At 39.9% G+C, this 25,048-nt stretch carries 21 protein-coding genes and 3 pseudogenes; 14 read left to right on the top strand and 10 right to left on the bottom strand.

The features are described from left to right. Positions 1 to 2: 2 nt before the first annotated feature. From L1076_RS23660 to L1076_RS23650, 3 genes are all read right to left on the bottom strand, one after another. Positions 3 to 830, bottom strand: a complete 828-nt coding sequence (locus L1076_RS23660) for an HNH/ENDO VII family nuclease (protein ID WP_237304606.1) — start codon at positions 828 to 830, stop codon at positions 3 to 5. Positions 831 to 1,122: 292 nt separating this feature from the next. Continuing rightward, positions 1,123 to 3,390 (bottom strand): DUF2971 domain-containing protein, encoded by a 2,268-nt coding sequence (locus L1076_RS23655; protein ID WP_237304605.1) that lies wholly within the window; start codon positions 3,388 to 3,390, stop codon positions 1,123 to 1,125. Between the two features lie 134 nt (positions 3,391 to 3,524). Next, the gene (locus tag L1076_RS23650; protein ID WP_237304604.1) at positions 3,525 to 4,661 is read right to left on the bottom strand and encodes a hypothetical protein; all 1,137 of its coding nucleotides are present in this window, start codon (positions 4,659 to 4,661) and stop codon (positions 3,525 to 3,527) included. A 181-nt stretch (positions 4,662 to 4,842) separates the two neighbouring features. On the opposite strand from L1076_RS23650, the gene L1076_RS23645 reads away from it, so the two are divergent. The 3 genes from L1076_RS23645 to L1076_RS23635 all read left to right on the top strand — a co-directional run bounded on the left by L1076_RS23645 (position 4,843) and on the right by L1076_RS23635 (position 5,921). Next, the gene (locus L1076_RS23645; RefSeq protein ID WP_237304603.1) at positions 4,843 to 5,118 is read left to right on the top strand and encodes a hypothetical protein; all 276 of its coding nucleotides are present in this window, start codon (positions 4,843 to 4,845) and stop codon (positions 5,116 to 5,118) included. A gap of 208 nt (positions 5,119 to 5,326) precedes the next feature. After that, positions 5,327 to 5,572, top strand: coding sequence for a prevent-host-death protein (locus L1076_RS23640; RefSeq protein WP_021018379.1), 246 nt, complete (start codon positions 5,327 to 5,329; stop codon positions 5,570 to 5,572). Positions 5,573 to 5,582: 10 nt separating this feature from the next. Beyond that, positions 5,583 to 5,921, top strand: a complete 339-nt coding sequence (locus L1076_RS23635) for a type II toxin-antitoxin system RelE/ParE family toxin (RefSeq protein ID WP_102387042.1) — start codon at positions 5,583 to 5,585, stop codon at positions 5,919 to 5,921. Positions 5,922 to 6,081: 160 nt separating this feature from the next. Here the strand turns inward: L1076_RS23635 and L1076_RS23630 are convergent, their stop codons facing one another. Further along, entirely contained in the window at positions 6,082 to 6,621 is a 540-nt protein-coding gene (locus L1076_RS23630) for a recombinase family protein (RefSeq protein ID WP_237304602.1), read from the bottom strand. A 209-nt stretch (positions 6,622 to 6,830) separates the two neighbouring features. Here L1076_RS23630 and L1076_RS23625 point away from each other — a divergent pair, with 209 nt between their 5' ends. Continuing rightward, positions 6,831 to 7,091, top strand: coding sequence for a type II toxin-antitoxin system Phd/YefM family antitoxin (locus L1076_RS23625; protein ID WP_102387045.1), 261 nt, complete (start codon positions 6,831 to 6,833; stop codon positions 7,089 to 7,091). After that, positions 7,091 to 7,393 carry a type II toxin-antitoxin system RelE/ParE family toxin gene (locus tag L1076_RS23620; protein WP_102387046.1) on the top strand — a complete coding sequence of 101 codons (303 nt, stop codon included), beginning with the start codon at positions 7,091 to 7,093 and terminating at the stop codon, positions 7,391 to 7,393. The genes L1076_RS23625 and L1076_RS23620 overlap by 1 nt, the downstream gene beginning before the upstream one ends. On the opposite strand, the pseudogene L1076_RS23615 reads toward L1076_RS23620, so the two are convergent. Next, positions 7,368 to 7,595 (bottom strand): annotated as a pseudogene (locus tag L1076_RS23615) (resolvase); the annotation flags it as partial. The gene L1076_RS23620 and the pseudogene L1076_RS23615 overlap by 26 nt on opposite strands. 643 nt (positions 7,596 to 8,238) lie before the next feature. On the opposite strand from L1076_RS23615, the gene L1076_RS23610 reads away from it, so the two are divergent. Further along, a complete protein-coding gene (locus L1076_RS23610; protein ID WP_239032807.1) occupies positions 8,239 to 10,059 on the top strand; it encodes an ATP-binding protein in 1,821 nt (606 codons plus the stop codon). A 1,210-nt stretch (positions 10,060 to 11,269) separates the two neighbouring features. Here the strand turns inward: L1076_RS23610 and L1076_RS23605 are convergent. After that, positions 11,270 to 12,346: a replication initiation protein gene (locus tag L1076_RS23605; RefSeq protein ID WP_237304600.1), complete on the bottom strand. Its 1,077-nt coding sequence runs from the start codon at positions 12,344 to 12,346 to the stop codon at positions 11,270 to 11,272. Between the two features lie 842 nt (positions 12,347 to 13,188). Here L1076_RS23605 and L1076_RS23600 point away from each other — a divergent pair. Next, complete coding sequence (locus L1076_RS23600; protein WP_237304599.1) at positions 13,189 to 13,458, top strand: metal-dependent hydrolase; 270 nt, start codon at positions 13,189 to 13,191, stop codon at positions 13,456 to 13,458. A gap of 290 nt (positions 13,459 to 13,748) precedes the next feature. Beyond that, positions 13,749 to 14,285 (top strand): prepilin-type N-terminal cleavage/methylation domain-containing protein, encoded by a 537-nt coding sequence (locus tag L1076_RS23595; RefSeq protein WP_237304616.1) that lies wholly within the window; start codon positions 13,749 to 13,751, stop codon positions 14,283 to 14,285. Positions 14,286 to 14,387: 102 nt separating this feature from the next. Here the strand turns inward: L1076_RS23595 and L1076_RS23590 are convergent, their stop codons facing one another. Continuing rightward, the gene (locus tag L1076_RS23590) at positions 14,388 to 15,173 is read right to left on the bottom strand and encodes a hypothetical protein (RefSeq protein WP_237304598.1); all 786 of its coding nucleotides are present in this window, start codon (positions 15,171 to 15,173) and stop codon (positions 14,388 to 14,390) included. 215 nt (positions 15,174 to 15,388) lie between these two features. Continuing rightward, positions 15,389 to 15,547: pseudogene (locus tag L1076_RS23585) on the bottom strand (ParB family protein); the annotation flags it as partial. A 397-nt stretch (positions 15,548 to 15,944) separates the two neighbouring features. On the opposite strand from L1076_RS23585, the gene L1076_RS23580 reads away from it, so the two are divergent. From L1076_RS23580 to L1076_RS23565, 4 genes are all read left to right on the top strand, one after another. Continuing rightward, the gene (locus L1076_RS23580; protein WP_049874914.1) at positions 15,945 to 16,169 is read left to right on the top strand and encodes a hypothetical protein; all 225 of its coding nucleotides are present in this window, start codon (positions 15,945 to 15,947) and stop codon (positions 16,167 to 16,169) included. Between the two features lie 160 nt (positions 16,170 to 16,329). Continuing rightward, complete coding sequence (locus L1076_RS23575) at positions 16,330 to 16,998, top strand: hypothetical protein (protein WP_101905933.1); 669 nt, start codon at positions 16,330 to 16,332, stop codon at positions 16,996 to 16,998. A 393-nt stretch (positions 16,999 to 17,391) separates the two neighbouring features. Further along, positions 17,392 to 18,294, top strand: coding sequence for a DarT ssDNA thymidine ADP-ribosyltransferase family protein (locus tag L1076_RS23570; protein ID WP_237304597.1), 903 nt, complete (start codon positions 17,392 to 17,394; stop codon positions 18,292 to 18,294). 104 nt (positions 18,295 to 18,398) lie between these two features. Next, a complete protein-coding gene (locus L1076_RS23565; RefSeq protein ID WP_237304596.1) occupies positions 18,399 to 20,267 on the top strand; it encodes a hypothetical protein in 1,869 nt (622 codons plus the stop codon). Between the two features lie 166 nt (positions 20,268 to 20,433). On the opposite strand, the gene L1076_RS23560 is transcribed toward L1076_RS23565, so the two are convergent. Both L1076_RS23560 and L1076_RS23555 read right to left on the bottom strand, forming a co-directional pair. Next, positions 20,434 to 21,015 (bottom strand): DUF2913 family protein, encoded by a 582-nt coding sequence (locus L1076_RS23560; protein WP_095661301.1) that lies wholly within the window; start codon positions 21,013 to 21,015, stop codon positions 20,434 to 20,436. A gap of 214 nt (positions 21,016 to 21,229) precedes the next feature. After that, a pseudogene (locus tag L1076_RS23555) lies at positions 21,230 to 21,388 on the bottom strand (ParB family protein); the annotation flags it as partial. On the opposite strand from L1076_RS23555, the gene L1076_RS23550 reads away from it, so the two are divergent. Both L1076_RS23550 and L1076_RS23545 read left to right on the top strand, forming a co-directional pair. After that, complete coding sequence (locus L1076_RS23550) at positions 21,375 to 21,545, top strand: hypothetical protein (protein ID WP_237304595.1); 171 nt, start codon at positions 21,375 to 21,377, stop codon at positions 21,543 to 21,545. The pseudogene L1076_RS23555 and the gene L1076_RS23550 overlap by 14 nt on opposite strands. Before the next feature lie 203 nt (positions 21,546 to 21,748). Beyond that, positions 21,749 to 24,988, top strand: coding sequence for an SIR2 family protein (locus tag L1076_RS23545; RefSeq protein WP_237304594.1), 3,240 nt, complete (start codon positions 21,749 to 21,751; stop codon positions 24,986 to 24,988). Positions 24,989 to 25,048: the final 60 nt, after the last annotated feature.

The following is a 25,048-nucleotide window of genomic DNA, read 5'->3' as shown; positions in this document are numbered from 1 at the left end:
GCCTATCTCTTTTTCATCTCGTTGTTTGCTCGTTCTATCCAGTAAGCTTCTCTGTCTAAGTCAAAGCTACCTCTATCTACGGGATTTATTGGGTGTTTGTTCGGAAGGTACGGATGCAAACTGTTAGTACCATAATACTGTTGGTGTGTTTTAGCTGACAGTTCAAAAAGGGAGCCTTTCGAGTTTTGTTTAGAATGGTGCAAGTTTATCTGAGAATATTTACCATCTTTGATTACAAATGGTGAACGCCCCTCAGATGCTAATTCTAAATTGGTTTTTACTCCATTCCTAGTGTTAACACCCAACCCCCAATCTATCTCTTGCTGATAAACATTTTGTTTAATCCCTGACGGAGCATTAAATTCGTAACTCTTAAAAAAGTCACTTTTTTCAAATAACTTATCTGCATACTTACCCGGAATAGCAACAACAGCCATTGATGCAGCTCCAGCCAACGTAGGGTTAGTAATAAATGCTTTCCCCTCTTTAGCTAAAGACTCAATATCATTAGCAAGCATCGATGCAGGATCGATATTGGTCGGTTTTATAGCATCGAGTTCAGGGTTCGCTAGCACCTCATCAAGATCAAACGTTGGTACTTCCGTTTTGCGCTCTGCGAGCATACGCTCTCGATTTCGCTCCCAACGAGCATAATCTTCTTTTGTGTAAGTCAGTTCTGCCTTGCGTGCTAAGTGCTGTCGTTCAGCTATCTCCTTTATTGTGTCTCCAAGCGTTCGTGTTTTGGGGCTAACCTCATCATCGAGAAGAGGCTTATAACCTCCACCGCTACTCGTTGTTATCTTCTTCTTTTCAATATCATCGTCATCCATAGATGAGCACTTCTCCTATAAGGTCAAGTGCTTATCATATAACCGCATTTTTATACTGGTTACTCCTTGAAGCGCAAACCATCACTTTCACTATAAAAAAGAACGTATTAACGCAAATAACAAACAAAAAGACGCCCCCACACAAGGACGTATTTCTACTCACCAAGCCTATGGATACATTCACTCAATACCATCCTCAATAAAACAATTTGCTATCGGTCGAACTGTTATTTCAGATAATTTTCCAGTTTTAATATACGCCAAAAGCAAGACCAGACCTCACCGCTCACCATTAGAGTATAGAGATATCGATATCCCTATACTCTAATGCGAAACAGTTATCTTGCGAGATAAACGCTTCTCGCAAAGTTACTTTGGGCACATGGCTTTCTCTATTGGAATTTATAGTATTAGTTATATTTGCGATAAGTTTTTTCTTATCGTCAGGGAAATCGCACCCTAGCGTAATACTACAGATTCGAGCGTTAATTTTGGTACGGTCGGCATTCGGGTACTCAAAGCTCTCGAAGTTGATTTTTTCTTTAACATTAGTGAATATTCTAACTTCATCTTCGTAAGCCCAGTCATTGTTTTTAGTTAGAAGGTACTGATTAAAAGGAACTAAATCTTTTTCTAAGTTTCTTTTAGATTCATCTACATAGCTCACTTTTTCTATGCCAACGCCGCAAGGAAATTCCCCGCCAAACCAATATTCGACCATTATGCCTTGATGCTCTTGGGCGTAATGAGACCACATCAACATAGAATTATTGTTGCTTGAGAGCGAGCAGATGCGATAGTTGGTATCTATGAGGCTATTCGAATCAAGCTTACTTAGTGTTGGTAGTTCAATAGGGTCATTTAACTGTTTTTTTGACGCTAAATAGAAGTATTGGTTTGTAAGTGCATCAATGCTATTGATGTTAAAAGGAGAATACTTAAAAAGTCGGCCTGATTTTGCTGTAAAGGTGTGCCATTTGAACTGGTTGACTAAGTCAGCATTAAACCAGTGTCGCAATTCGATATACTCTTCTTCTGCTATTTCTACGTCAGGCAATCTTTCCGCACAGCTAATGTAATTACCAATGATAATGTGATTGTAGTCTTTTGATGAGCGCATCAGCTCTATCGCAAGCTTGTAGTATCCGAAAGCATGACGAAGTTCTTTTTTGCGTTCATGACAGACGCCAATACAATTATACGATGACATGGTTGGTTGACTAGCAGCATGAAACTTAGTGACATTTTCTATGACGAAATCAAATTCATTGCACTCTATGCCTAAGTGATATAGACGTAGGAAGTCGTCACTACTCATATCTCCATTAGATAACTTGACTTTCATCTCTGCTAGCTGTGTATCGTAGTATGCATCGTTCCACTTGGTTGTTAATGACTCTAACTCACTACTCAAATGCTCATAGGTTTGGTGTTTGATTAGGTTGGGGGAGTCAAACGCTTCAATCACTTCTTGATGTATTCCCCATCTCTCAATCGTATCATTGAAGTGTGTTTCTTTTTGGAATAGTCGCTCTAACTCATCTATTTTATGTTTACATCTAACAGCTTGATATAGAATTTTAGATTCATCACGCAAGGTATCTGCCTTGTTATTAATAAACTCCAAAATTTGCTTGTTCACTGGTTGCTTTAGGTATGACAACGCTAGCAAGTAATACAGGCATACGTTTATATCGAGTCGGTTATGTAGATCGTCAGTAGGGGCTTCTTCATAATAAGTAACGACGTCTTTATATTCACCCGCCAGAAAGGCTTTTTGTATTAGAACCCTTCTAGTTGGGTTAGCTTCGCCTTTCTCTGATTCTTTAACATAAGCTTGGTAAATTGCTTTGTGGTCGTCACCCAAGAACTGATCGACCTGCCAGTAACTAAGCTTGCTTAGCGCAAACTCTTTACTGATTAAGTTGCGATTGAAACACGCCTCAATGATTTCAACGCTTACTCTCTCCATTGATTCTATTAGGGCTAAGCAATCCTCAACTTCATCAAGATAGAAAAGTGCAAAAACAAGCATATCTCTCCTGCAAGTAACTTTGCTGTCTTGAGTTAAAGATTTGATAAACTGCCAGTCTTGAAGATTAAAGTTTGAGAAGTGTTTTGTGCGGTAGAACAGGTTATCGATTGTGCGGCCCAGTTTCTCAAACTCATTGTTTTCATAATCGAGTTTTAAAGATGTGATGCATGAATTCGTATCACCATCCGTGATAAAAAGCCCCCAATGAGCGTGAGCGTTATTTGGATTTAGTTTTATAGCATATCGATAGAAGCATGCAGGAATGTGCTGTTCATTGAATGAGCTGTAAATCTTATTGGCGGTATCCCCAAGGTAGCAGTAGACGGACGACTCATCACTGTGTCGTGAAGTTACTTCGGCAATAACATCATCTAAGCATTCTTGCTTTAGATATTGGATAAAGTAATAAAAACCTAGATACCATTCATTCTCATCGGACTGCCAGCAGTTATCGAGAAAAGTTAGCTTCGAAAATTCTTGGTTTTTAATCCAACTGATTATCTTTTTATCATCAATGTTACTCATGTCATCTATTCTTTAAATCGCTTGTAATATCAAGATTATGAAGAACTAACGGGGTCAGGTCTTGCCTTTTGTTAAATTTACAAAGTCACTCACACGTTTCTGTCCAAATTCGAACTAGCAATGTCTGCACTTGCTCATAAACTCAAATCCTTAGCTTTGAGAACGTCATAGACCTTTCGAATAGTATTAACCGCACGACCAGTTTCCGCGCTCGCTTTCCGAAGCGATAGCCCGTTCTCATGAGCCCTGACCACATCGGGGTAATCTTCCAGTAAAGTATCTGCTTTTTTGCTTGGCCGACCCAAGTGCTGATCATTGAGTAACTGAGAACGACGCTGACCGCCTCGAACCTTTCTCTGGTGATGGCGGTACGTAACAGAGCATTCGTGACCATTCACCTTGCGTTTACCAAGGTTGCGAATATCTTCGTTTAGTAAGTGTGGAGGAATACTTAATTGGTCACTGTATTCAGTTAGAGAGCCTAGTTTATGTTGTTGTGGTTGCATCAACTTCAACAAACGCTTTTCTAGGCTTCCGAAGTGATGAAAGAACCCAAGCGCTTCAATATTCTGTATGCGACCAAACTTCTCTAAATCACGGCAGATCTCCGGCGTTCGCTCTTCTATGCTTCGAGTTGTCATTCCGACTTTGATCAGCGGGTAACAAACCCCATCTTGCTCCAATCTGATCCGCAATACATACAGATGTTGTTGCAGAATAGTCGCTAGGCGAAGTCGGAAAAATTTAGCGGTTTGAGTGTCATGAGCTACATCATGTGCGATCAACTGCTTTTCCTTCGCTACAAATAGCGCCTCTTGGAGCTCTGAATAATCAGGCATGGACAAGTATCGCCCCGCGCTAGAATTGAGAGTAAGCAACTGTTTAGCACTCTTTGAGAGTCTTGGTCTGTCGTCCCCTTCTTGAAACTCAACGAGTCCTGAAACGACCAGTTCATCGAACACAGCTCTTTGCTTCGACGATAACCAAGTTCGACTAAAAGAACGCCATCGAGATAGCTTTTCAAGCAAAGTAATCTCGGTCTTTGAAAGACCCATATCCACATCAAACAAAGGTAAGGCTGTCATCTGCAATATTGCTTTAGCATCAGCGCAAGTTTGGCCGTCATGAGCAAAATGATGTTCCTTTTGTGACCCTTTCTTGGCAATCAAGCCTTGTCCACAGAACGGACAACTTAACGGGACGCGGCCAGCACTCACTTCGTGAATACTCACTAGATCGCCTTGTTCATTTACACCGTGACTTAAAAACATAGTTCACCCGTATCACGAAAGTATCTTTAATACATACTAGCCTCACCTCCCACTAATAACAACATACTTTCTTGATACAGCCTCAAAAGTATAAATCACTCTTTGAGCTTTTAAATATTGAGTCAATATTGACTCAACCATCTTTCTTGAGTTAGTATTAACTTAAACCAAGGAGCTAACTATGAAGATTTCATATTTACACCCGCAAACACAAAAGCGCACATCCATCACTATCAACGATAGAATCCTTCGCCTTTGGGCGATTACAGAAGATATCGACGTTACCACTGATGACTTTCTTTACAGTGACAATGTCATTGCTTATCTAAAGGGCTACATCTCAGACACTCACAACGATTACCTTGAGGGCAGCAATAACTTCCCAACCTTTGTTAGCTATTTTGAAAATACCGTTTTTATAGACGTTGAGCTTCTTTTGCTTAATAAAAAGTCCTAAGGGATTGGAGAGTAGAAAAGCGATCATTTTGAGAATTACCGCTAGAGTTGAAGTCTAGTGTCCTAGAAACAACAAAGTACAACAATCTAAATTTAGGCCAAATTTGACCTATAGCTAATTTGCACGTATATTGACCATTAAGTGAGGTATCCTCACTAATACCTGCAATGACAGAGAGCCTCGAAAGAGGTGTAAGGAAAAACCTAACATGCGTACAGAGACAGTAAGCTTTTTGAAAAAACACGCTGCTGATCTTCCTTTAGATGATGCAATGACCATCACACAAAACGGCAAGCCGATTTATGTTGTGGAGTCATATGAAGAGCGCCAAAGACGCGATCAGGCTATTGCTTTGATGAAGCTGGTCAGTTTTGGACGTGAAGATATGACTGCTGGACGAACAACCAGTTCAGACAAATTTAAGGAGAGATTGGCGGCTCGAAAATCCAAATAAGAGGGACTTAATGAGCACCAATATTGTATACACCGAAGCATTTGAAAATATGACAGACGACCAAATCAACTACCTATCACTCTGGAGTGAAGAGGATGTAGTGGTCGAGAGGATTGAAACCCTTGTAGAGAAGTTTGAGAGTAACATTACTAACAATCCAGAAATGTACCCTCCTTGCCACGAGTTAACGACTCTTGGCGTATACAATATTCGCCAATTCAGCTTTGATGGTTTCAAGTTGCTCTATGAATATCATGAGCATATTGACACCGCCGCAGCTCTCGCGTTGGTACGAGATAGGCAAGACCTACAATCTATGTTGGTTGATTATTGCTTAATCCACAAATAACATTCAGAAAACAAAAGGCCGCTCGATAGCGGCTTTTTTATCAACTAGCCGGAAAAACGCCCTTTAGAGTGGCTTATCGCTCATTCTTGGTGAAAATTCAGATTGTGACGTTTTTGGACAGAAATCAGCTTCGGAAAATCAGCACATTACAAAAGTCCAATCACTCCAACACTTTATAAACAGTCGTCCGACTGCACCCAAGCTCCTTGCTGATCGCATGCTTGTTCATTCCCAGCTCCCAGAGCTTTTGTATTTGCGTATGTAAGGTCTTATTAGGAAATCGGCCGAGGTGCCTCCCTTCTGCTTTAGCTCTTTCCCTGCCTTCATTACAGCGCTGTAAGATGCGTTTTCTTTCCATTTCTGCGAATGCGGAAATGGTGGTATAAACCACTCGACCGACATCGCTATTGATATCGACATTCCCGAGATCGTGGAAGACCAACCCTGCCCCTTTTTTCGCTAATGCATCCGCAATTTGCAGAGCATCAATGGTATTACGCGCCAAACGGTCCACTTTCATAACGTGAATGGTGTCGCCCTCACGAGAAAATTCGAGCATAGCGTTCAGCTGATCCCGCTCCGCATCTTTTCCGCTAGCATTCTCTTGAAAAATTTTTTCACAACCGATCTGTTTGAGTTGTTCGATCTGGATATCAAGTGACTGATCGCTTGAGCTGACCCTTGCATAACCAATGAGCATGGTTTAGCGCCTTAAATTGTCCATTTAGTTACCATAATTATAATGTACATGCACAGTTTATTTCAACAGGACATAATGAACGGTAATTAAGATCCTTTCTATGGGTGTCCCGAAAGTACACCTTTCTGAACAGTGTTCCATTTCATTCGCTTCAAATGATTCGTATGAATCGAACGATTCGTATATAATAAACAAAAAAGGAGCACACAATGCAATCATTAACCGCAAACACTGCAAAAACTAAATTTGGTGACTTATTGATGAAAGTACAGCGAGAACCTGTACAAATCAGTAAAAATGGTTCACCTGTGGCAGTTGTCATGTCATGTGAAGAATACGAGCAACTTGAAGCCTTGAAGATGGCGATGGTGAAATCACGTTTTGAACAAGCGGAACGAGACATCGTGAATGGAGATTTGGTGGATGGCGAAAGCTTCTTGAGCGAATTAGATTCAGGCAAGTTTGACTAATGACACAATACAAACTTTCTCCCGCAGCACAAACGGACCTAATCGACATTCGCCGTTACACGCTTGAAAACTGGGGAGGCGCACAGTGGAGCAATTATTTTGGAGAGCTAAAACAATCAATGGCGTTGTTAGCGAGCAATGAGTTGATTGGCATTGACATGCCGGAACTAGGAACCGGTTACTGCCGCTTTCCGTTAAAGCATCATGTGATTTATTACATCAGAAAACCTGACCACATTGTTATTGCTGCAGTCTTAGGGCGTAACATGTCACCGGCTAAGCACTTTCAGCGACAGTTATAGCTCTTAAGCCTCTGTGCTTGATGTAATCTCGTAATGTACCTGGGGCTTCATCAATAAGCTTTGCAGTAGGGCGAATCCCAAGTCCCATACCTAGATATTTATCAATTTGATCCCTTTTGGGGTCGAGCTTAAGCTTTTCTGCTTCACCTTTAGGTCTACCAAGAGTAACACCGGCTTTTTTTCTTGCAGCTAAAGCCTCTTTTGCCCTTGGCCATGCATACTTCAAGAACCTGGAGTGTAGAACGTGTAAATGTCAGATGACAAAATAGTTTGATCGATTCTAATAAAGATTGTCCAGATACAATAAAGTTTGATCACTATTGGGCTTTAAAGCCGTAATTAGCTAGACACGAGTTATCTCATTTCTGCCCCATTATCACTTTCGGTTATAACATGCACGTTCGTAGACAACCGGAATTTACCCAAATCATGCTCATGTACCGACAACAAGACTTATGCAGCAAAAATGATTTTCTATATCGGTAAGGTCGCTTCGGGAAAAAGCGAATTACTCCAACTATTTTAAACATTTGTGCTCCGAGATGTGTTACTGCGTAGTTGGAGCAATTTTTAAACTTCAACTTTTCGCTGTACCTCTTTTAGGTTTTTTACCCTTTTTTAAACTAAGTATCTCATATATAGCATTTTATCTCCGGTGACTTATGTCATGAAACTTGAGTAGCCACTAAAGCTATCCTCTTCTAAACTTTATGCATATGAGAAAAAGAGGTGCTGGAAGGTGAATAAAACAAACGTATTGGTATGGGTAACATTAATTGTTTGGTTATTGATGGTTGCTTGCTTTTTTTATTATATTGAAAAAGAAAGCTTTATACCTGTTATCCATGAATTTCATCTGGAGGACTCAAGTGAATTATAAATACTCACAAAAGTTCAATGTTATGGAAGCTTTAATTGCGCTAGCAATAGGCATAACTCTCAGTTTTTTCTTTTCATTTAAAACTCAAAACTCCCTTCTAGAGGCCACAGAAAGCTCAATCGTTGCCCATTCCGCAAGCCTTGTCCACATGAGAAGCTATATACATTTAACTCAGAGAGAAGATGGTGACCACAAGATTAATAAACTACTTTCTGAAATACAAAAGCTAACCTCTGAGTTAAACACTTTAAAAGAAGCTAGCAACGACATTAACGTTAGATTTCCTCAAATGATTTGGGTAGGCCCCCCCCTCCCTTCTGTAGTTGAGGAGTACGTAAAAACTGCGGATAAACAGTTGGTATTGCTTGATAAAATGCTTAAAGCAAAACAACAGATAGTACCAGAGGTTTCATTAATCGAATTAGAGAGGCAGGTGTTTTCAGAAGAGATGGATGAAGCAGCGGAACATGTTCATGAACGTTTGATGGATAACATCTTCTTAACCAGTAAAGCAGCCGTCTATACTTTAATACTATTCATTATTTTAATATTCTCTGCCGTTTTTCTTTATCTCAATCATTACATTATAGAGTTGAAGAAGACCAAGCTAGCATTACAGGTAGCTGTAAATAAGGCCGAGGAAGCCAACTTAGCTAAGTCTATGTTTTTAGCAACAATGAGTCATGAGATAAGAACTCCAATGAATGGTGTTATAGGAATGACACAGTTACTCATATCGGATAATAAAGATCCAAGTATTCAGACGCACTTAGATACGCTATTGGAGTCAGGTGAACACCTAATGGTGGTCATAAACGAAATTCTTGATTTTTCAAATCTAGAACAAGGAAGTTTAGTTTTTGTTCAGGAAGAATTTGAACTAAGCAAACTATTGGTCCCTATAAAAAATTCTTTTCAACCACAGGCTTCTGAAAAAAAACTTCAGCTTATATTCGACACCAATAGCTTGCCTGAAGATCTAATTTTAGTCGGTGATAAAACTCGTATACGTCAAGTTATTTACAATTTAGTGGGTAATGCCATCAAGTTCACCTCTGATGGACAGGTTAAGGTTGTTTTAAAATATGAAAGTGATAAAAATGAGCTTTGTATTCAGGTATCTGATACCGGAATTGGCATACCATCCCATCGTTTAAAAGGCATTTTTAATGCGTTCGAACAAGCAGATGTTAGAACGATGCACGATTTTGGAGGTACAGGGTTAGGTTTATCCATCGTGAAAAAAATATGCTTATCAATGGGGGGGGATATTACTGTTACAAGTGAGTTAGGTTCAGGAAGCTGCTTTGTGGCAAAGGTGATAAGCCCAAGAGTAACCACCCTCCGAGATCAAAGAACGCTCTCAGGCGAAAAAGACTTTTCCGGTAAGTCAGTCCTTATCGTTGAGGATAACCGTGTTAATCAGCTTGTTGCTCAACGATTGTGTCAAAAGTTAGGGTTTACTACCTATATTGCATCTAATGGTATAGAAGCTGTTAAAAGGGTGCGCGAATGTTCTTTTGACGTAATCTTGATGGATCATCAAATGCCACAAATGGGGGGCATAGAAGCGACAAAATTAATACGAAATGAGCATGCTTTTCAGGGTATTATTCTTGGATGTACCGCTGATGTTACCAAAGATACAGCCATAGCATTCGTGGACGCTGGTGCCAATGGAGTAATAACAAAGCCCTTACAATTAGACTCTTTAGGGGAGTTAATAGCACGCAGCGTAACGCTGGCTTGTAATGCGAGTCGTGATCATCATGTCGTGTTGGAATAGATGTCAGTCCGACTCATATTGAATCAAAGAGTTGATTCTTTGAGTAAAAGAGATAGCCTCAATGCTAGAATGCGCTATTTTTTACGTCGTCTGTAGAGGGGAAATATCGGAACTGTTGTCTGAAGGGGGGATGCAGCTTAAATAGAATAAGGCAAAACATAGAACCTTGCCTATTAGTATTTATTCATTACTGATTTTCACATGTAGTGTGGGCTTGGCTGGTTCAGAATACATAAAGTAATGAATTGAGGGTTATTTAGACCATCGACCCTAAATGATTTCTGTCCAAAAATGAGCTTAAAAGTGATCAAACTTTAGCTTCAAAAATGGCCAGTTCTACCAGTTTTAAGTGCAAAACCGATCAAACATTATTGTGTCCCGACAGTAATTCAACTAACCTCCGCGAAGATCAGTCATCAACCTCCATTCCATCAATGAGTTCACCTAGTTTACGTTCATGTCATTTCTTTCTACTTGTGACGACATCTTTGATAAAGCACAAGTTAACTATCCCGACACGATTGCAATACTCGTAGACACCATGTTTCTGGTTTGCTACATCTTGGCTATCTGAAGAAACTTGAAGGTAAGCGTATTGTGGCATTGATCAAATCCTCATCTAAATGATGAAGTACTTATAACAAGCCTTGACCTTATTTTTGATATCCATCACCTAGATTGTGATAGTTAGAAAAGAACAAAAAGAAAGAAATGAAACTGTTTCTAATGAGGGTAACTGTGTAAATCTTTGATTTTCCAGTTATCCACATTAGCTATAAAGATCTATATCTTCTATTTAAAACTATAAACACTATGAAAACTATAAGATCTATAGGTGTTGTAAGTCACTGAATAAACAGAACTTAAATGCTCGTCCCGATCACTTTTTAGGTGTATAGATAACACTATTCAGGTGTTAATGATCTTTTTTTAGGTTTTGATGATCATCTACTAGGTAGAAGCCTGACACAATTTAGGTGTTGATGATCGTATTTAAGGTTTATAGATGACATATTTTAGGTAAGTTACAGGCTAAAATAACGAATATCAGGTATCCCCTCCCTTTATTCACTGTAATCTTGATTAGGTATCTTCTAATGCGACACATTTTAGGTCTCACATCATCTAAAACACCTAAAATGTGTCACTTATTACAGCCGGAGACCTGATTTTTGTCAGTAATGGAGTTGTATCACCTAATATGTGTCATCTAGTAATCAGGGTTATCACTAATCTCCGATAAGGTATCGATTTTATCTAGGAGCGAGTCAATCTCGCTTTGATGGCCATTATCAACTTCTGGCTCTCGGTTTAAGTGCCGTTTAGAGAGACTTTCTTCTACCTTCAGAGCATGCTGCTCTTTGCCGACATAGCGGTAAGCAATGGCCAACGCTTCAAGTTCGGCCTCTGTCAGTTTTACCTTGTCTTGTAGGCGTTTTAGCTCTAGCTCTCGAATTGTTTTTAACGCATCGTGTTGGTTCATCTCTTCAATCGTGCCAAGCTTTATCCAGCGGAACAGGAACTTGATACCGGTGATGGTTCGGCCTTTTTTGATTACCTCAAAACCCTTCTCCCCATTTTCTCCTTCCAAGAACAGCAGCTCTTTTCGGATTTGAGGGTGTTCAGTAAGCTCTTTGATGCTCTCACGAATGCAACGTTTCATGAACACACTATTATTTTTGAATGAGCTTTTATCTTTCTTGAGTTTACCGGCCTCATCGAGTAGTCCAAAGACCCCTTTTAACTCGTCAAGCTTCTGTTGATGCATTTCAAAGCCTTTGTCTTTAAATCGGCTGAGCAATTCGTAGAGGCGTTTTGAATATTCTTTTTTTACATCAAAGAAATTGCGAGTGTTAATGAGAGCAAAGCCCTGGTTGTACTCGATGTACTCAGATTTGAGCATATCATTGGGCACCATGGTCAAGGTGCCATTTTTGTATGCTATGTGTTTGAAAAGCGGGCGGTAATCGAATTCAATATCCCTTTTACCGGTCTCTATTTTTATACCGATTTTTCGGCTCGCAAGACGGTTGGCTACTGGGCTTAAATTACTCCCGATATGCTTAGATTCTACACCTAACCACTCAGATAGCTGATGTGACGTGAACTCATAATGAGGGGTACTGCGCTCCCAATCGTTCGCTTTCATATGTGCGATCATCAATGCAAACATATCTGCTTCTCGAGCAGAGAGATCCTGGCGGCTAAATACCAGTTGATGACCTTTCTTTATATGTTTCGGTAAGTTATCACTTACGACTGGGTAAAAGTACTCTTCATCACTCATACCACGATTCCTTCAAATAACACAATCTAGGTAATTATGACATATTTTAGGTGTAGTGGAAGTCTGATTACCTAAATGATGTCATTTATTCGATATGTAATTGATATGAACATCATGATCAAAGATCAAAACCTTGATCGGATACTCTTTTCTGAACCTGTAGCACGTTCAAATCTCGTTATACCTTCTTGCGTTTGAATTTTTTGGGAGGATTGCTAACAAGAAGTTTTAAAGCAGAGGAACTTACTCTCTTTGTCGTTGCTGATGAAAAACGCTAGCGGCATGAAATAAGTGGGAGGGAACCAAGCTTGCTTGGTTGCAAAAAGAGTAAGTGACAACGTGATGTCGTCTGCGGGGGACGTGATTGGTCAATGGTATGAACAATCAATAAACAGGTTTTATGGTGATATGCCTGTCTGTTAGGTTGGTTAAGTCGTTACACAAACCAGAACAGGAAGCGGGTGATAGTAACACCTCGACCTGCAGCCGTGTGACTAGGCCCTGGCCTAACTAATCTGTCACAGAAAGTGCGCACCTGATAAAACATCACGAAGAAGAACCAACATACTCTTTATCTTTGATGGAAAGCAGGGTTGATGTTAACGCTTTAACATGACATCACCCAGCCCCGTCATAGACCCTTTGTGCGCGAAAAATACGGTCGTTATTCTCGCCCCCCTACCCCGATCGTTTTTCATCAACCCCATCAAATTATTTACCCCTTACCTTCGGCTAAAAATTTTTCGTGCTGCGCGGATTTAACCAATGTTACTTGCCCACTTTATTACTCCATGCAGGTGATACAATTTTGAGATGACAAACAACGCAGTTACATTTTTATTATGGGTCGTACGCAAGCTATTTGCTTACTCTTTCATTGCTTTGATGAGTTCGTATCCTGTCGGAGTAGGGATGGAGTTTTGGTCAAAGAACTCGGGCGCAACATTAAACATCGCAGACCGACCCACATCTTTACCCACTGGTTGATAGTGGTCTTGGTTTTTACTTTGGTTTGGGATTATCAAGGTATTGGGATGGCCTTTGTCTGGGGAGGCGTTAGCCACATACTCACCGACGCAATGACTGTATCGGGGTGCCTTTTCCCCATATAGTGACAGACGATTTCATCTATTTGGAGGCCGGTTTAGAACTAGCGATCCTGTTGAATATGCCATCTCTGCTGGCGTAGTGATTATTTGCATGGCTCCTTCTCATATCACGAGCGGGCAGGGATTTGTGCCCTTCTTTTACTATTGGGCTGGCATGTATGAGCAAGGCTTGAACGATGCTTTAGAGTGGAATACCAACCGATTTAGATTGATTTAAATGACCTGCAGAATGTCATTATTCAGGCTGAATACTGACAACGATAGTTGGAAAAAAGGAAAGAATTTTGAATAAAGTGTTGAACAAAGGCTTTACCCTGATTGAGTTACTCATAACAATTTGTGTTCTGAGTGTCTTATTAATATTTGCGGCGCCAAGCTTTTCTAGCTTGTTTGAAAGTAGTCGAATGAATACTGCTCAAGACGAACTGATGGGGTTTGTTATCATGGGAAAAAGTGAAGCGGTGTTTAGGAACGCTCCTATCTACATTCACTTTAGAGAGTTGGCCAATTTAAACTCCGACGAACGCTGCATCGCACTGTCGTTGTCAGATGTTATCACCGACTGCACAACAAACGTAATCTATACGTTGCATGGCCGAGTCTTCGATGGCTTAACGTTAGAGCAAACGTATCCACAAAATGTTATTGAAATTGATCCTGTAAGTGGATGGCCTTCACTTGATCATTCGACATTTGATGGTGAAAGCAATAGTGAACTTCTTAAATTTTTTGCAAAAGGTGACCAAAAGGTTTCTCTAAAAATGCACATTACCGGAAGAGTGAGCTTTTGTGGAATTGATGGAGATTGGTATCGAACTGAGGCTTGCTAAGCTGTCAATATTCAGGCCGAATATTGACAAGTGTAGGGGAACACCGTTTCCTTTTTAACAAGAAAGAGCCTTATTACTTTTCGCCCAAAAGCTATATATTTCTTATTTTTTATTTAAACGAATTCCGTCATATTCTCCATGATTTACGGTTCCTAGAATATCTTTCCACTTCTTTTCTGCTGCAAGAACATCACCATCACCTGTGAACTCAAGAACGGTAAATATAAAATTACCATAACCTTGATCCATCACGTACTCATTTAAATGTTTTGCATCACCTAGCTTTCGAACATGGGTGAGCCAACGACTTAAAATACCACCGTCACTATAAGCAGCACCAACATAGCGAACGGTTCCATCTTGAGAGCGTTGCAAGTATATACCTGGCTGAGATAACTCCGCGTATAACGGTGTATCAGAACGATTAGCAATGGCTTTTACTTCTTTCCATGCATACACCTTACCTGATGTACTTTGTTTGCACATGTCATCCCATACGAACTCTAGATCGCCGCTAGTTCGTTTAGCATTCACTTTATCCTGATTCTTTTTCAATTGGTAGCGACCTAATTGATTCGCAAGTTCTGTGAGTATTTCCGATGTGTCTCCTTTGTAGTTTGACCAGTACTTCATTGCTTTCGTCATGCCGTTCAAACTATTAACGATATCTTTGTTAACGCTAGCGCTATGTAGAATTCGAAATGTAACATCATCGTTTTTTTTCGAAATGTAAAATCCCCAGATATTGTGGACATTGGGTTTCTTTACGAGAATACCCGCCTGTTTCTCATCTGGTTCTATCTTGGATTCCACGAACTCAAACATACTTGAGATTGGATGAGTATTGTACGTTTCGAGCAGGTTGTTTAACAAATGTTCTAGTTTCATTTGGTAGGCTTAATAATGAAGGGGGAGCTTCAATTAGATAAATAATGGATTTATAACTTTCTGATTAAATGAGATATTATCGCAAACTTTGTGAGTCGGTCCTAAAAAAATCTGTGATGGTCTCGATAGCAAATCTAAATGATTTTTTACTTAAAGCGTCCATATCAGTTGGATAACGGACCCGCTAACCAACTTACTAGTGCTACTACAAAAGACTATTTCTCTTCTAGAACCTTAGCGATTGCTGCATCTAACTTATCTTGCATTTCTTTCGACAAGCGCCCGAACTCGTAAGAGAAGTTTTGGCCCTTCACGCGTTTGCGTGCAACCATGCCTTTGCTATCGAATTGGGCGAGGGGAGTGACAGACGATTTCATTTATTTGGTGGTCGGTTTAGAGCCAGTGGCCCAGTGGAATATGCCATTTCTGCTGGCGTAGTGATTGTTTGCATATATCACCGGCGGAAAAGGCTTTGTACCGCTTTTCTGCGATTGGACTGGCATGTGAGCAAGGTTTAATTGACACCTTGGAGCGGAAGCAAAACGATTTGGGTTGATTTATATGGCCTGCAGAATGTCATTATTCAGGCTGAATATTGACAAGTTTAGGAGGAGCAGTTTCCTTCTTTGGATGTGGTCGCTATAACAAGGTTCTGCCCCAAAGCTTGCCAGAGTAGCTGATTTCACAGTTATAGATGTTACATTTTGACTTAATAATCCTAATGCAATTAGTATGAGTCAATATACTTATGTGCAAGTAGGAAAGTAAAGCATGAATAGCGATAAAACTTTTACAATCAGTAAGTTTATAGAATTTAAAAACAGCGAACTGTCCAAAGCTAAATATTACAATGAAAGATTAGACCGATTTATGGAAGCTCTAGAAGGGGTTTCTCATTGGGAAAATGGAGAGTATGACCTACCCGATCTAGAAAAAGCTTGGAATGATACTGCATCTGACAATCCTTACGATGATCATGGAATACAGTCAGTTTAGAGTTGATTTTACTCCACAGATGTTAGTTGGGCTTAGATTTGAAGAGTGTCTATCAAGTAAAATGACTATACGACCTGTGGTGGTCAACAAACTGTGAGAAAACTATAGCTCATATAATTTAGGGTTCACTATTTTTGAAAAATATCAAAGGTTTAAAGGAATGACGAGATTTCTAGTGTTGCTATGCTTATTTTCCTTACCAGTAAGTGCCATAGAGTTTGAACCTCTTGGTAATGGCTTCACTGCATTTTACAAGCAAGATGACCCGTTTGATCAATCCAAGAAACAATATATGTTTTTTACTAAGCGCAGCTTTGTGTTCACTTGTGATGAAATTAGCTTTGGCATAAAAGACTCCCACCATTTTGACTCCTTTTCTTTTAATGCAGAAGTTGCATTAAAAGTGGATAATAACGATGTTTTAAAACAATCAGGTCGGTATTCAACATATCAGTTTGGATCTGACCTCGTTAATGATGACCGCATGTATTCATCGCGCCTAACTACTAGTGTAATTAGGCAGATGAAAGCAGGTAATACTCTAAATGCTTCAGGTAAAGCTCTTAGCGGTTGGGACGCTTACAAAGTGAGTTTGAAAGGGTTTACCAAAGCATACAATGCCGTATGTAAAAATCCTAAAAACACCTCCCCAAATCCAAAGAGGACTATTGAATGTAACGCGATAGACTCGGCACTAATACATCATGGAGTAGATGTCCCACCCGAAAAGAGAGAGCAGGAAATAAAACGGTTAAAGGAAAAGCTAAGACCTTATTTTTATAATGAATTGCTAATGATGAACGAAAGGTGTATGGATTCACTTAAATGATCGCAAGCATTTGCCCGATTGCTAAGCAAAGAAGTTGATTCTCCATTCTATAATTTTTGACAATAAGTTAATTTGCATTACTTGAAGTTATTCGTGCTTGGCTAATTTAAGTAAATAATCTAAACCATTTTTGTCCAAAGACGTGCTGACGACAATCTCGGCAAACACGTCTTTGCCCCTTTTCTTCTTAGAGTAAATAAACATTTATACACTGTTAATATTAGTTTGGCATATCAGAACTAATGACACGATACAGAGCTACGAGACTGACTATTTCCGTGATTCATCCCTGAAACACATACAAAAATCACATAGCTTGTCGATATGGCTTGAGTTGCTTATAAGGAGAGAGCAAGATAAACGCCCCCTGTCTATCTTGCTAGGAGATAAATAATGACGATGGTGGCTGATGTTAGGATTTTCTGCCCTGAGTGCGAAGAGACTATAGAGCAAACTATTACTGTTCCCGAGCCAAACTTTATGGCTGATCGCATGAAGAATAGTGCGGTCGAATTTGATGACAGTTTAGATTGTGAGCATTGTGGAAAGCATATTGAGTACTGGGGTTCGAATAGCTATTACGAACTATACCTAGCTTCAGATGATATTCCTGAAGATAACTTTCACTACGGTCAACCTTCCTACGACTTTGATGAATATGATCAAGATGATTCCATCGAAAGTGATGGTATCAGTGGTATCGTAGCTAGCCGGAAAATCGAACAGTTATTTCATTTCTCAAAAATCGAAAACCTTGAGGCTATTACAAACCAAGGACTTATTCCTAGATCGCAGCTTGAAGAAGGTGATTTTGAGTTCACTGATGTCAACCGAGCTGATGGTTTCTTAGATGCAAACTGTATATCTGTGAGCTTTCCTCAATATCGTATGTTTTTCATTAAGAGAGTCAAAGATCCAGCCCAAAACTGGGTTGTACTTGAATTGTCACCAGAACTACTTTTAGCAAAGGAATCTGCATATTTCGAGCGAAATGCAGCTTCAAGACAAGTCAAAGCAGAGATCATTGAAAACCGAAAGTCAGCAACAGCGTTCGAAAGAATGTTTGATAACATTGAAGAACTTCCATCACGTGAAGAACGTGGAATACCTGAGAGCTATCCGACAGACCCCCAAGCTGAAATTTTAGTGTTCGACAAGATTGGTCTCGAATATATAGTTGCAGCACACTTTGCTAATGAAGATATTTTGTCCATGTACAAAGCCAAACTCAATGGTATTGAGGCTGAAGTTACTCCTCGGTTGTTTGAAAACAGAGAAGATCACGATTGGCTTTAGAAAAAGTTAATAATTGCTGACACAAAACATGTGTCCAGAGGCAAAACTAGTAGAAAAAACAAAAGCGTTAAGAACTCGCTTCAGCATATACTTAGGATCTAACAATGAATGATAGCTTGCCATACAGTTTGCCCATAATTGATGCTATTCGACACGATTATGAGCGTTTTTTATTTGATACTCATAAGTACTCTCATAAAGGCCTGTTTACTGATGGTAAAGAGCTATTTGCAGTTGTTCTTGAGGTAAAAAACAACGAAGTACTGCTAAAGACGCTAAAAGAACAATACCATCGTTTTCATACAGCAGGCATACCTCCTGCCACCATAGTTGGTGAGGTACTTGAAAGCTACCGTCCTATTGAGTCTCGCAGCCAGCTTGAAAAAACCCACATTCATGGCAAACCAATGACAATGGATGAGACGATAAATCAATTTGTTTTACATATTCCACATAAGTACCACCCTTTTCATTTAGATTTCTTGTTTCGTACCAATGAATTTAAACTAACTTTTAAAACAGCGATAACTGAGAGTGAACAGCAAGAAATTCAATTAATTTGCGAGTCTTTAGGGTATCAAGGGTATGACTACATTTTTGAAGTTGACCCTGCAATCCCCGATTTTTCTGGGGAAGTTGAGCACAAGTCGAATACTTACAACAATATGCAGCTTACAGCTAGTGGTTTGATACAAAAGCAATTTCCACGAAGACTATTGGATCGTTACGAAGAAGACGAAGATTTTTGGATTCAAAATCGACATTCTGTTTTTAGTGGCGATGAAACCGAACAGAGGGATCGTTTTTTGCTGCCAAACTTCGAGACAAAGCAAACAAGATGCTTCGTCGATGCATCTGTGTTCCCTAGGCAGAATTTAAGAGTGTATTTAACGTTATATGAACAGGTTGTTATAGCGCTACCGTTAAAAATCGAAGCAGAATACTTCTATCGAATGTTCAAAATTAGCCGATATGAGCTCCAAGAGTTGGTGGCTCGTGGTCGCTTACTCTTTGCTGCCCCTCAAAATCTTGTTAGGTATTCACAAGAGCTACTGCTAGACATTATTGCCGTAAACCCAAATGCTATCGTTTTTTCAAGACGACTTGCTGCCGCTACTATTCAAGGGATTCAGAAGAAATCGGGCATAGTAGGGACTACGTTCTCAAGTGATGAACAATACCATTTCTTACATCAGTGCACACGTATTGATAACCCCGATGTTCAAAGGTTGGCATTAGTGCTATCTGAACAGTGGCAATTTGGTGAGTTCTTGGTAAACAAGGAAGGTGCAACTTCAGCTCATAGGTTAGGAATTTCAAATTTAGCGGTGAAAGGCCTTCAGGATAGGGGGCGAAATCGACTAATCGAACTGACGACAGCAGGCTCTAGCTATGAATATGCTCAAGGGCTTGGAGCACACCATTTCCCATTCGATGACGGCAATTACTCTGAAGTAGTGGCTTGCCAGATCGTTAGCGGACTCTATAACGGTGTAACGGCTAACTCACAACAAGTTCGGGAGTCTGAGCTTAGTATGTTGCTAAGTGAAATATTTGCCATTAATAACGATATGGACGTACTTGAACTTGACTCAGCTTTATCTTCTAGTTTGATTCGTTCTTTACCAAATATTATCAAAGAATATGCAAACATGGATGATAGTGAGTATTTCAACAAATTAAGAGTGCTCAAACAAGAACTCAAAACGATAGAGAGTAACAAGGCTCGCCTTTCAAAGTTAAATATTTCTGGGTTTGCTCCTACGTTGGTTGGTGCGGGTATGGAGGTCGCAAACATAAAAGGCGGAGGTTTAGTTGCACTAGGAGGTTGGCTGTTGAATGCGATAAAGGTCTATGCGGGCGAGTCAGAGTTAAAAAACAATCCTATATTTACTCGCCTTTCGAGCTTTAATCATTTCACAAGCCATGACGCTATCATCGTGCAGCGAGTGAGAGATTCCGTTTCAAAATAAGGCATTTTAGGGTTGGTCATGTCCTATTGGCTTACTTTTACTAATCTTATATTGATTATATGAGGTGAATACTCTAACGCATTTCTGTCCAACTTCGAGCTAGCTGGTGAAGCCAGCTCATGTGGGACGAATGATTGGAAGTTTAAATGAGCGGTAGCCAGCTTTTTTAAGCAGGGTGTACTAAGATGTGGGCTTGATGTATCTCGGTGTTCCACTCTTTCATTTCAGCAAGAAATAGGCCGTGAGCATTAATCGAATTGATAAGCTCTGGTGCACGCTCTAGTTGGATAAGCATCGATAGTGGGGAGACTTGATTGTGTTCTTGGTCAAAACCGTATTCGACTTGTTCCTCTAGCATATAAAGAATCCCAGGCTCCGCTTCACTACCCTCCTCAAACAGTCTTGATTCGATACCCTCTACGTCATAAAGGTGTACGAGTAGGTTATAAAGCTTTTCAGCACCGACGAGTTTAGTATGCTTCGACTGTGAATTAAGTTGATGCAGTTTCATTTCTAGGTTCCCACCTTTTTTTCTTGCTACGCTGAGCATCAGTTTGATGTCTTTTTTGATATTCGATAACGACTTATCGTTGAGCTTTGGCTTAAGGTACTTTATTAGTATGTCATTGCGTGATGTTACTGGAACAAAACGGGAAGATGCGGATACCTGACACAGCAAATGAAGCAGGGCGTGGGTAATAACGTTGTGAAGATTGTGGTAGTAGTCAAAGTCTCGTTTGATTTGCATAGCCAAGGTAGCGTTGTGGGTGGATTTTAAGAATATGGGGGCTCGGTGTTTTAAATCAACCGTAATACTGAGTTCGGAAGTGGTTTCCCATACATATAGTTATTCATAAATTGCTAATATTCGATTTTCCGAAAATGATAATTGTCCAAAAACTTCCCAAATAAGTTGGATATCGGATCCCCACTATCCAACTTACTAGTGATGCTACAAAAGACTATTTCTCTTCTAGAATCTTAGCAATCGCTGCATCCAACTTCTCTTGCATTTCTTTCGACAAGCGCCCGAACTCATAAGAGAAATTACGGCTCTTCACGCGCCTGCGAGCAAACACGCCTTTGCTATCGAATTGGGCGAGAGGAGTGACGGACGATTTCATTTATTTGGTGGTCGGCTTAGGCAGTGGCCCAGTGGAATATGCCATTTCTGCTGGCGTAGTTATTGTTTGCATCGCTCTTTCTTATATCACCGGAGGAAAAGGCTTTCTACCGCTTTTCTACGATTGGACTGGCATTTTAGCAAGGTTTAATTGACACCTTGGCGCGGAAGACAAAACGATTTGGGTTGATTTATATGGCCTGAAGAATGTCAATATTCAGCCTGAATATTAAGAAATATATCCTTCAATTTCTTGCTAGATTTTAGTTTGATTATTTCTTCTGGGATGCTAATCCCGGCACAATTTATATTGTAGAATCGGTTTAACATCGAATAATTTACTGTAAGCGAAAGCAAGATGCGATTTTTCCAAAATGGTCCTGATATTCCTGACTCGTTACTCGAAAAGCGAGACCAAGGACAAGTGGTTTTTCTATGTGGGGCTGGGATTTCAATACCTGCCAATATGCCAGACTTTCCAAAGCTAACAAGGAATGTTATAGATTTTTTTGACCCGCCAGAGCATTCACCGATAGCTCAAGAATTTAAGCCTTGGAGAGATTGGATAGATAACTACTCAAATGCACCGAGAGTATCTTTAGACCAAATATTTCTTATGTTGAATAAGGAGTATGGTCGAAACGAAGTTAATTCTCAGGTAGCTAGGCACTTACAAGTTAATTTTGATAAGAACTTCCATAGCAAGTGGCATGAAATAATCATGCAGCTTTCAGCTGATCAGGAAGGAAACCCTCAAGTAGTTACAACTAACTTTGATTTGCTTCTTGAGCATACTTCTAAAGGGGGTGACTGTCCTATTCATATCCCACCGGCATTTCCTAGTATTGAACATGGAGTACCTATTAAAGGGATTACTTATTTACATGGAAGACTACAAGAACCTGAATCATCTCATCATGCCTACGTTTTAAGTAGCGCAGACTTCGGACGAGCTTATCTTTCTGAAGGTTGGGCTACGAGTTTTATTCAATCACTTTTAACTTCATATACAGTAGTGCTGTTGGGCTATTCTGCTGAAGATCCACCTGTTAAATACCTCCTACAGGGACTGAATCGAGAATCAGGGTATGACAGTTCAGGCCTATATGCCTTTGATCGAGGAACTCAAAGTGAAGTTGATTCAAAATGGGATGACAGAGGTGTCACAGCTATAGCGTTTTCTGAATTTGAACATTTGTGGGAGAGTTTAGAGGCTTGGCGAGATAGGGCTGTTTCTCCTAGAAAGTGGATGAAACAAATACTACAACTCGCGCAAAAACATCCTCAAAACTTGCGTGCCTATGAGCGAGGACAGGTCACGCATCTCGTAAAAACTACTTCTGGAGCGAAATTATTTGCTAATGCTGAAATATTACCTCCTGCGGATTGGTTGTGTGTCTTTGATAGAGGGTGTCGAGTTACTAAGCCGAGCAAAGACTATGGCACTAAAGGAGAAGTATTTAATCCAATAGAAGTATTTGGATTGGATGATGAAAAAACGCAGAGTGATCTAGATAGTACTAGAGACAGTGCGTATGAGCACCTTTTAGAGTGGAGGCGGGGGGACTCAAATCCTCCTTATTCACATAAGTTGGGAAGCAGAGGATACTTATCCGAAAGACTTCCTAACAGGTTAGAGTACATTACTTTCTGGATGGCAAAGTTGCTTAATGAGCCTCTTCTAGCTTGGTGGGCGACGCGGCAAAGTGACCTGCATCCAAGAGTGTTGAATGAACTATCTAATGGTTTGCGAAGAAATACTAACTTACATCCGAAAGCCCGAGAAATATGGGCGCTTATTTTAGAGAGTCACTATCAGCAAGGTAACAAAGAAAGTGATTTCAACTGGTTCTACTTTCGAGACAAACTCAAGATAGAAGGGTGGACAAAGGGCGTTATTCGACAGTTTGAAGAAGTAACCAAACCCTACATATGTATTGAAACTATGTTGGGTTTAAGTGCTTCAAAACCACCTCTTAACGATTGGGATAAGTTAAAGATTTCTGATCTTGCTCGGTTTGAAATCAAGTTTTCCCCGCGCCATGGTGAAAGTGTTTCTATTCCAGATGATGTGCTTTTAGAAGTTATTCATATTCTTAGCAACAACCTCGTAAAGGCTGCGGGTCTTCGCTTAGAGGTTGGCAGTTACGATTTTGAATCTCCTACTTGCTATCCCAAGAGAGAAGTACAAGGAAATGTGAATAGTAAACATGATTTTTTTGTCTGGTTTATTTCTCTTTTTACTCGTTTAAAAGACATAAACCCAAGTGCCGCACGCGCATTAGCAACTCTCTGGCCAAAAGATGAAGAGTATTACTTTTTGAAGCTCAAATTATTTGCGTACAACATGGACTTGTTCAAAGCGGATGAAGCGATCCAATTTATATTTGAGCTTTCGCAAAAGCAGTTATGGCATCCCAATATAAAGAGAGAGCTATTGTTCTTGATACATGATCGATGGCGCGAATTTTCTTCCATTGACAAAGATAAATTATTAACAAGATTGCTAAACGGACCTGATAAAGAAGAGTATTGGGAAGAAAGTGAGTATGAAATTAGAAAGAATGAGCAAGCTTGTCTCTATACAAAGTGGCTGGTTTTGCAAGGTTGTAAACTCTCCCAAGATTTCAATGATAAGTTGGAAGATACAATAAGAACATTACCTGAATGGCGTGAAACATGGGCAATGAATGTTACATCAAAACAATTCATGCAGGTGCGAAGTGTTAGAACAGACGAATCTCCGGAATACTTGAAAGGCATCCCGTTAAACAAAGTTGCTCAAGTTGCTGAAGCATGTTGTAAGAGAGACTTCGACGATCCGGTTAGAAAGAGACCCTTTTCTGGTTTAGTTTACTCTGAGCCTCGTAGGGCTCTTGCATCTCTTTCTTTTGAGGCGAAAAGGCAAAATTATCCTATATCTCTTTGGGAGGAGTTAATTGGTAATTGGCCTAATGATGTACCTAAGAGGCTTCATCATACATTTCTTAATCGATTGTTAAGACTGCCAAAACACGTAGTTTATGAACTAAGAAATACTATAGGGCGTTGGTTTCTAGAGCACTTTCACTCCAGTTTTATTAACAATGAATCGCTCTCATGGAAGTTGTTCGATCACGGGTTAGATGGATTTATATCCGAGGCAGGAGATAATGAACATGAACACAAGGCACAACGCGAGATTGTTAACACTTCTTGCGGACCTATTGCTGATTTGACTAAAGGCCTGTTGACTGTCGTATTCGATAAAGAGCTGAACAAGGATGTGGAAATATCTGATGAATTCAAGGCAAAGTTTGAAACCCTTATCAATATTGACGGTTGTTATAGGGAGCAGGTCATAGCCACCTTATGTTGTAGAATACAGTGGTTTTACGATTATGCCCCTGAGTGGACAAAAGAACATTTATTGCCGAAATTTGATTTTGTAAATAAGGATGCGGAGGCTGCGTGGTACGGGTACGCATTATCTGGCGGTCATCTTGGTGCTTCAGTTACAGTATGTTTAAAGCCGCTTATCCTAGAAGTATTTTATTTTCTCTATGAATGGGGTTGGAATCAAAGAACAACAAACTTTTTTGCTGTCGGTAGACATTAAAGTTTGAAACTGTGACATTAAAGTTTGAAACTGTAACACTAAAGTTGAAAACTTTTTAAA

It is taken from the genome of Vibrio sp. MMG023, assembly GCF_021654215.1.
GTDB classification, from domain to species: Bacteria; Pseudomonadota; Gammaproteobacteria; order Enterobacterales; family Vibrionaceae; genus Vibrio; species Vibrio jasicida.
This window is presented reverse-complemented; position numbering and strand designations above follow the sequence as displayed.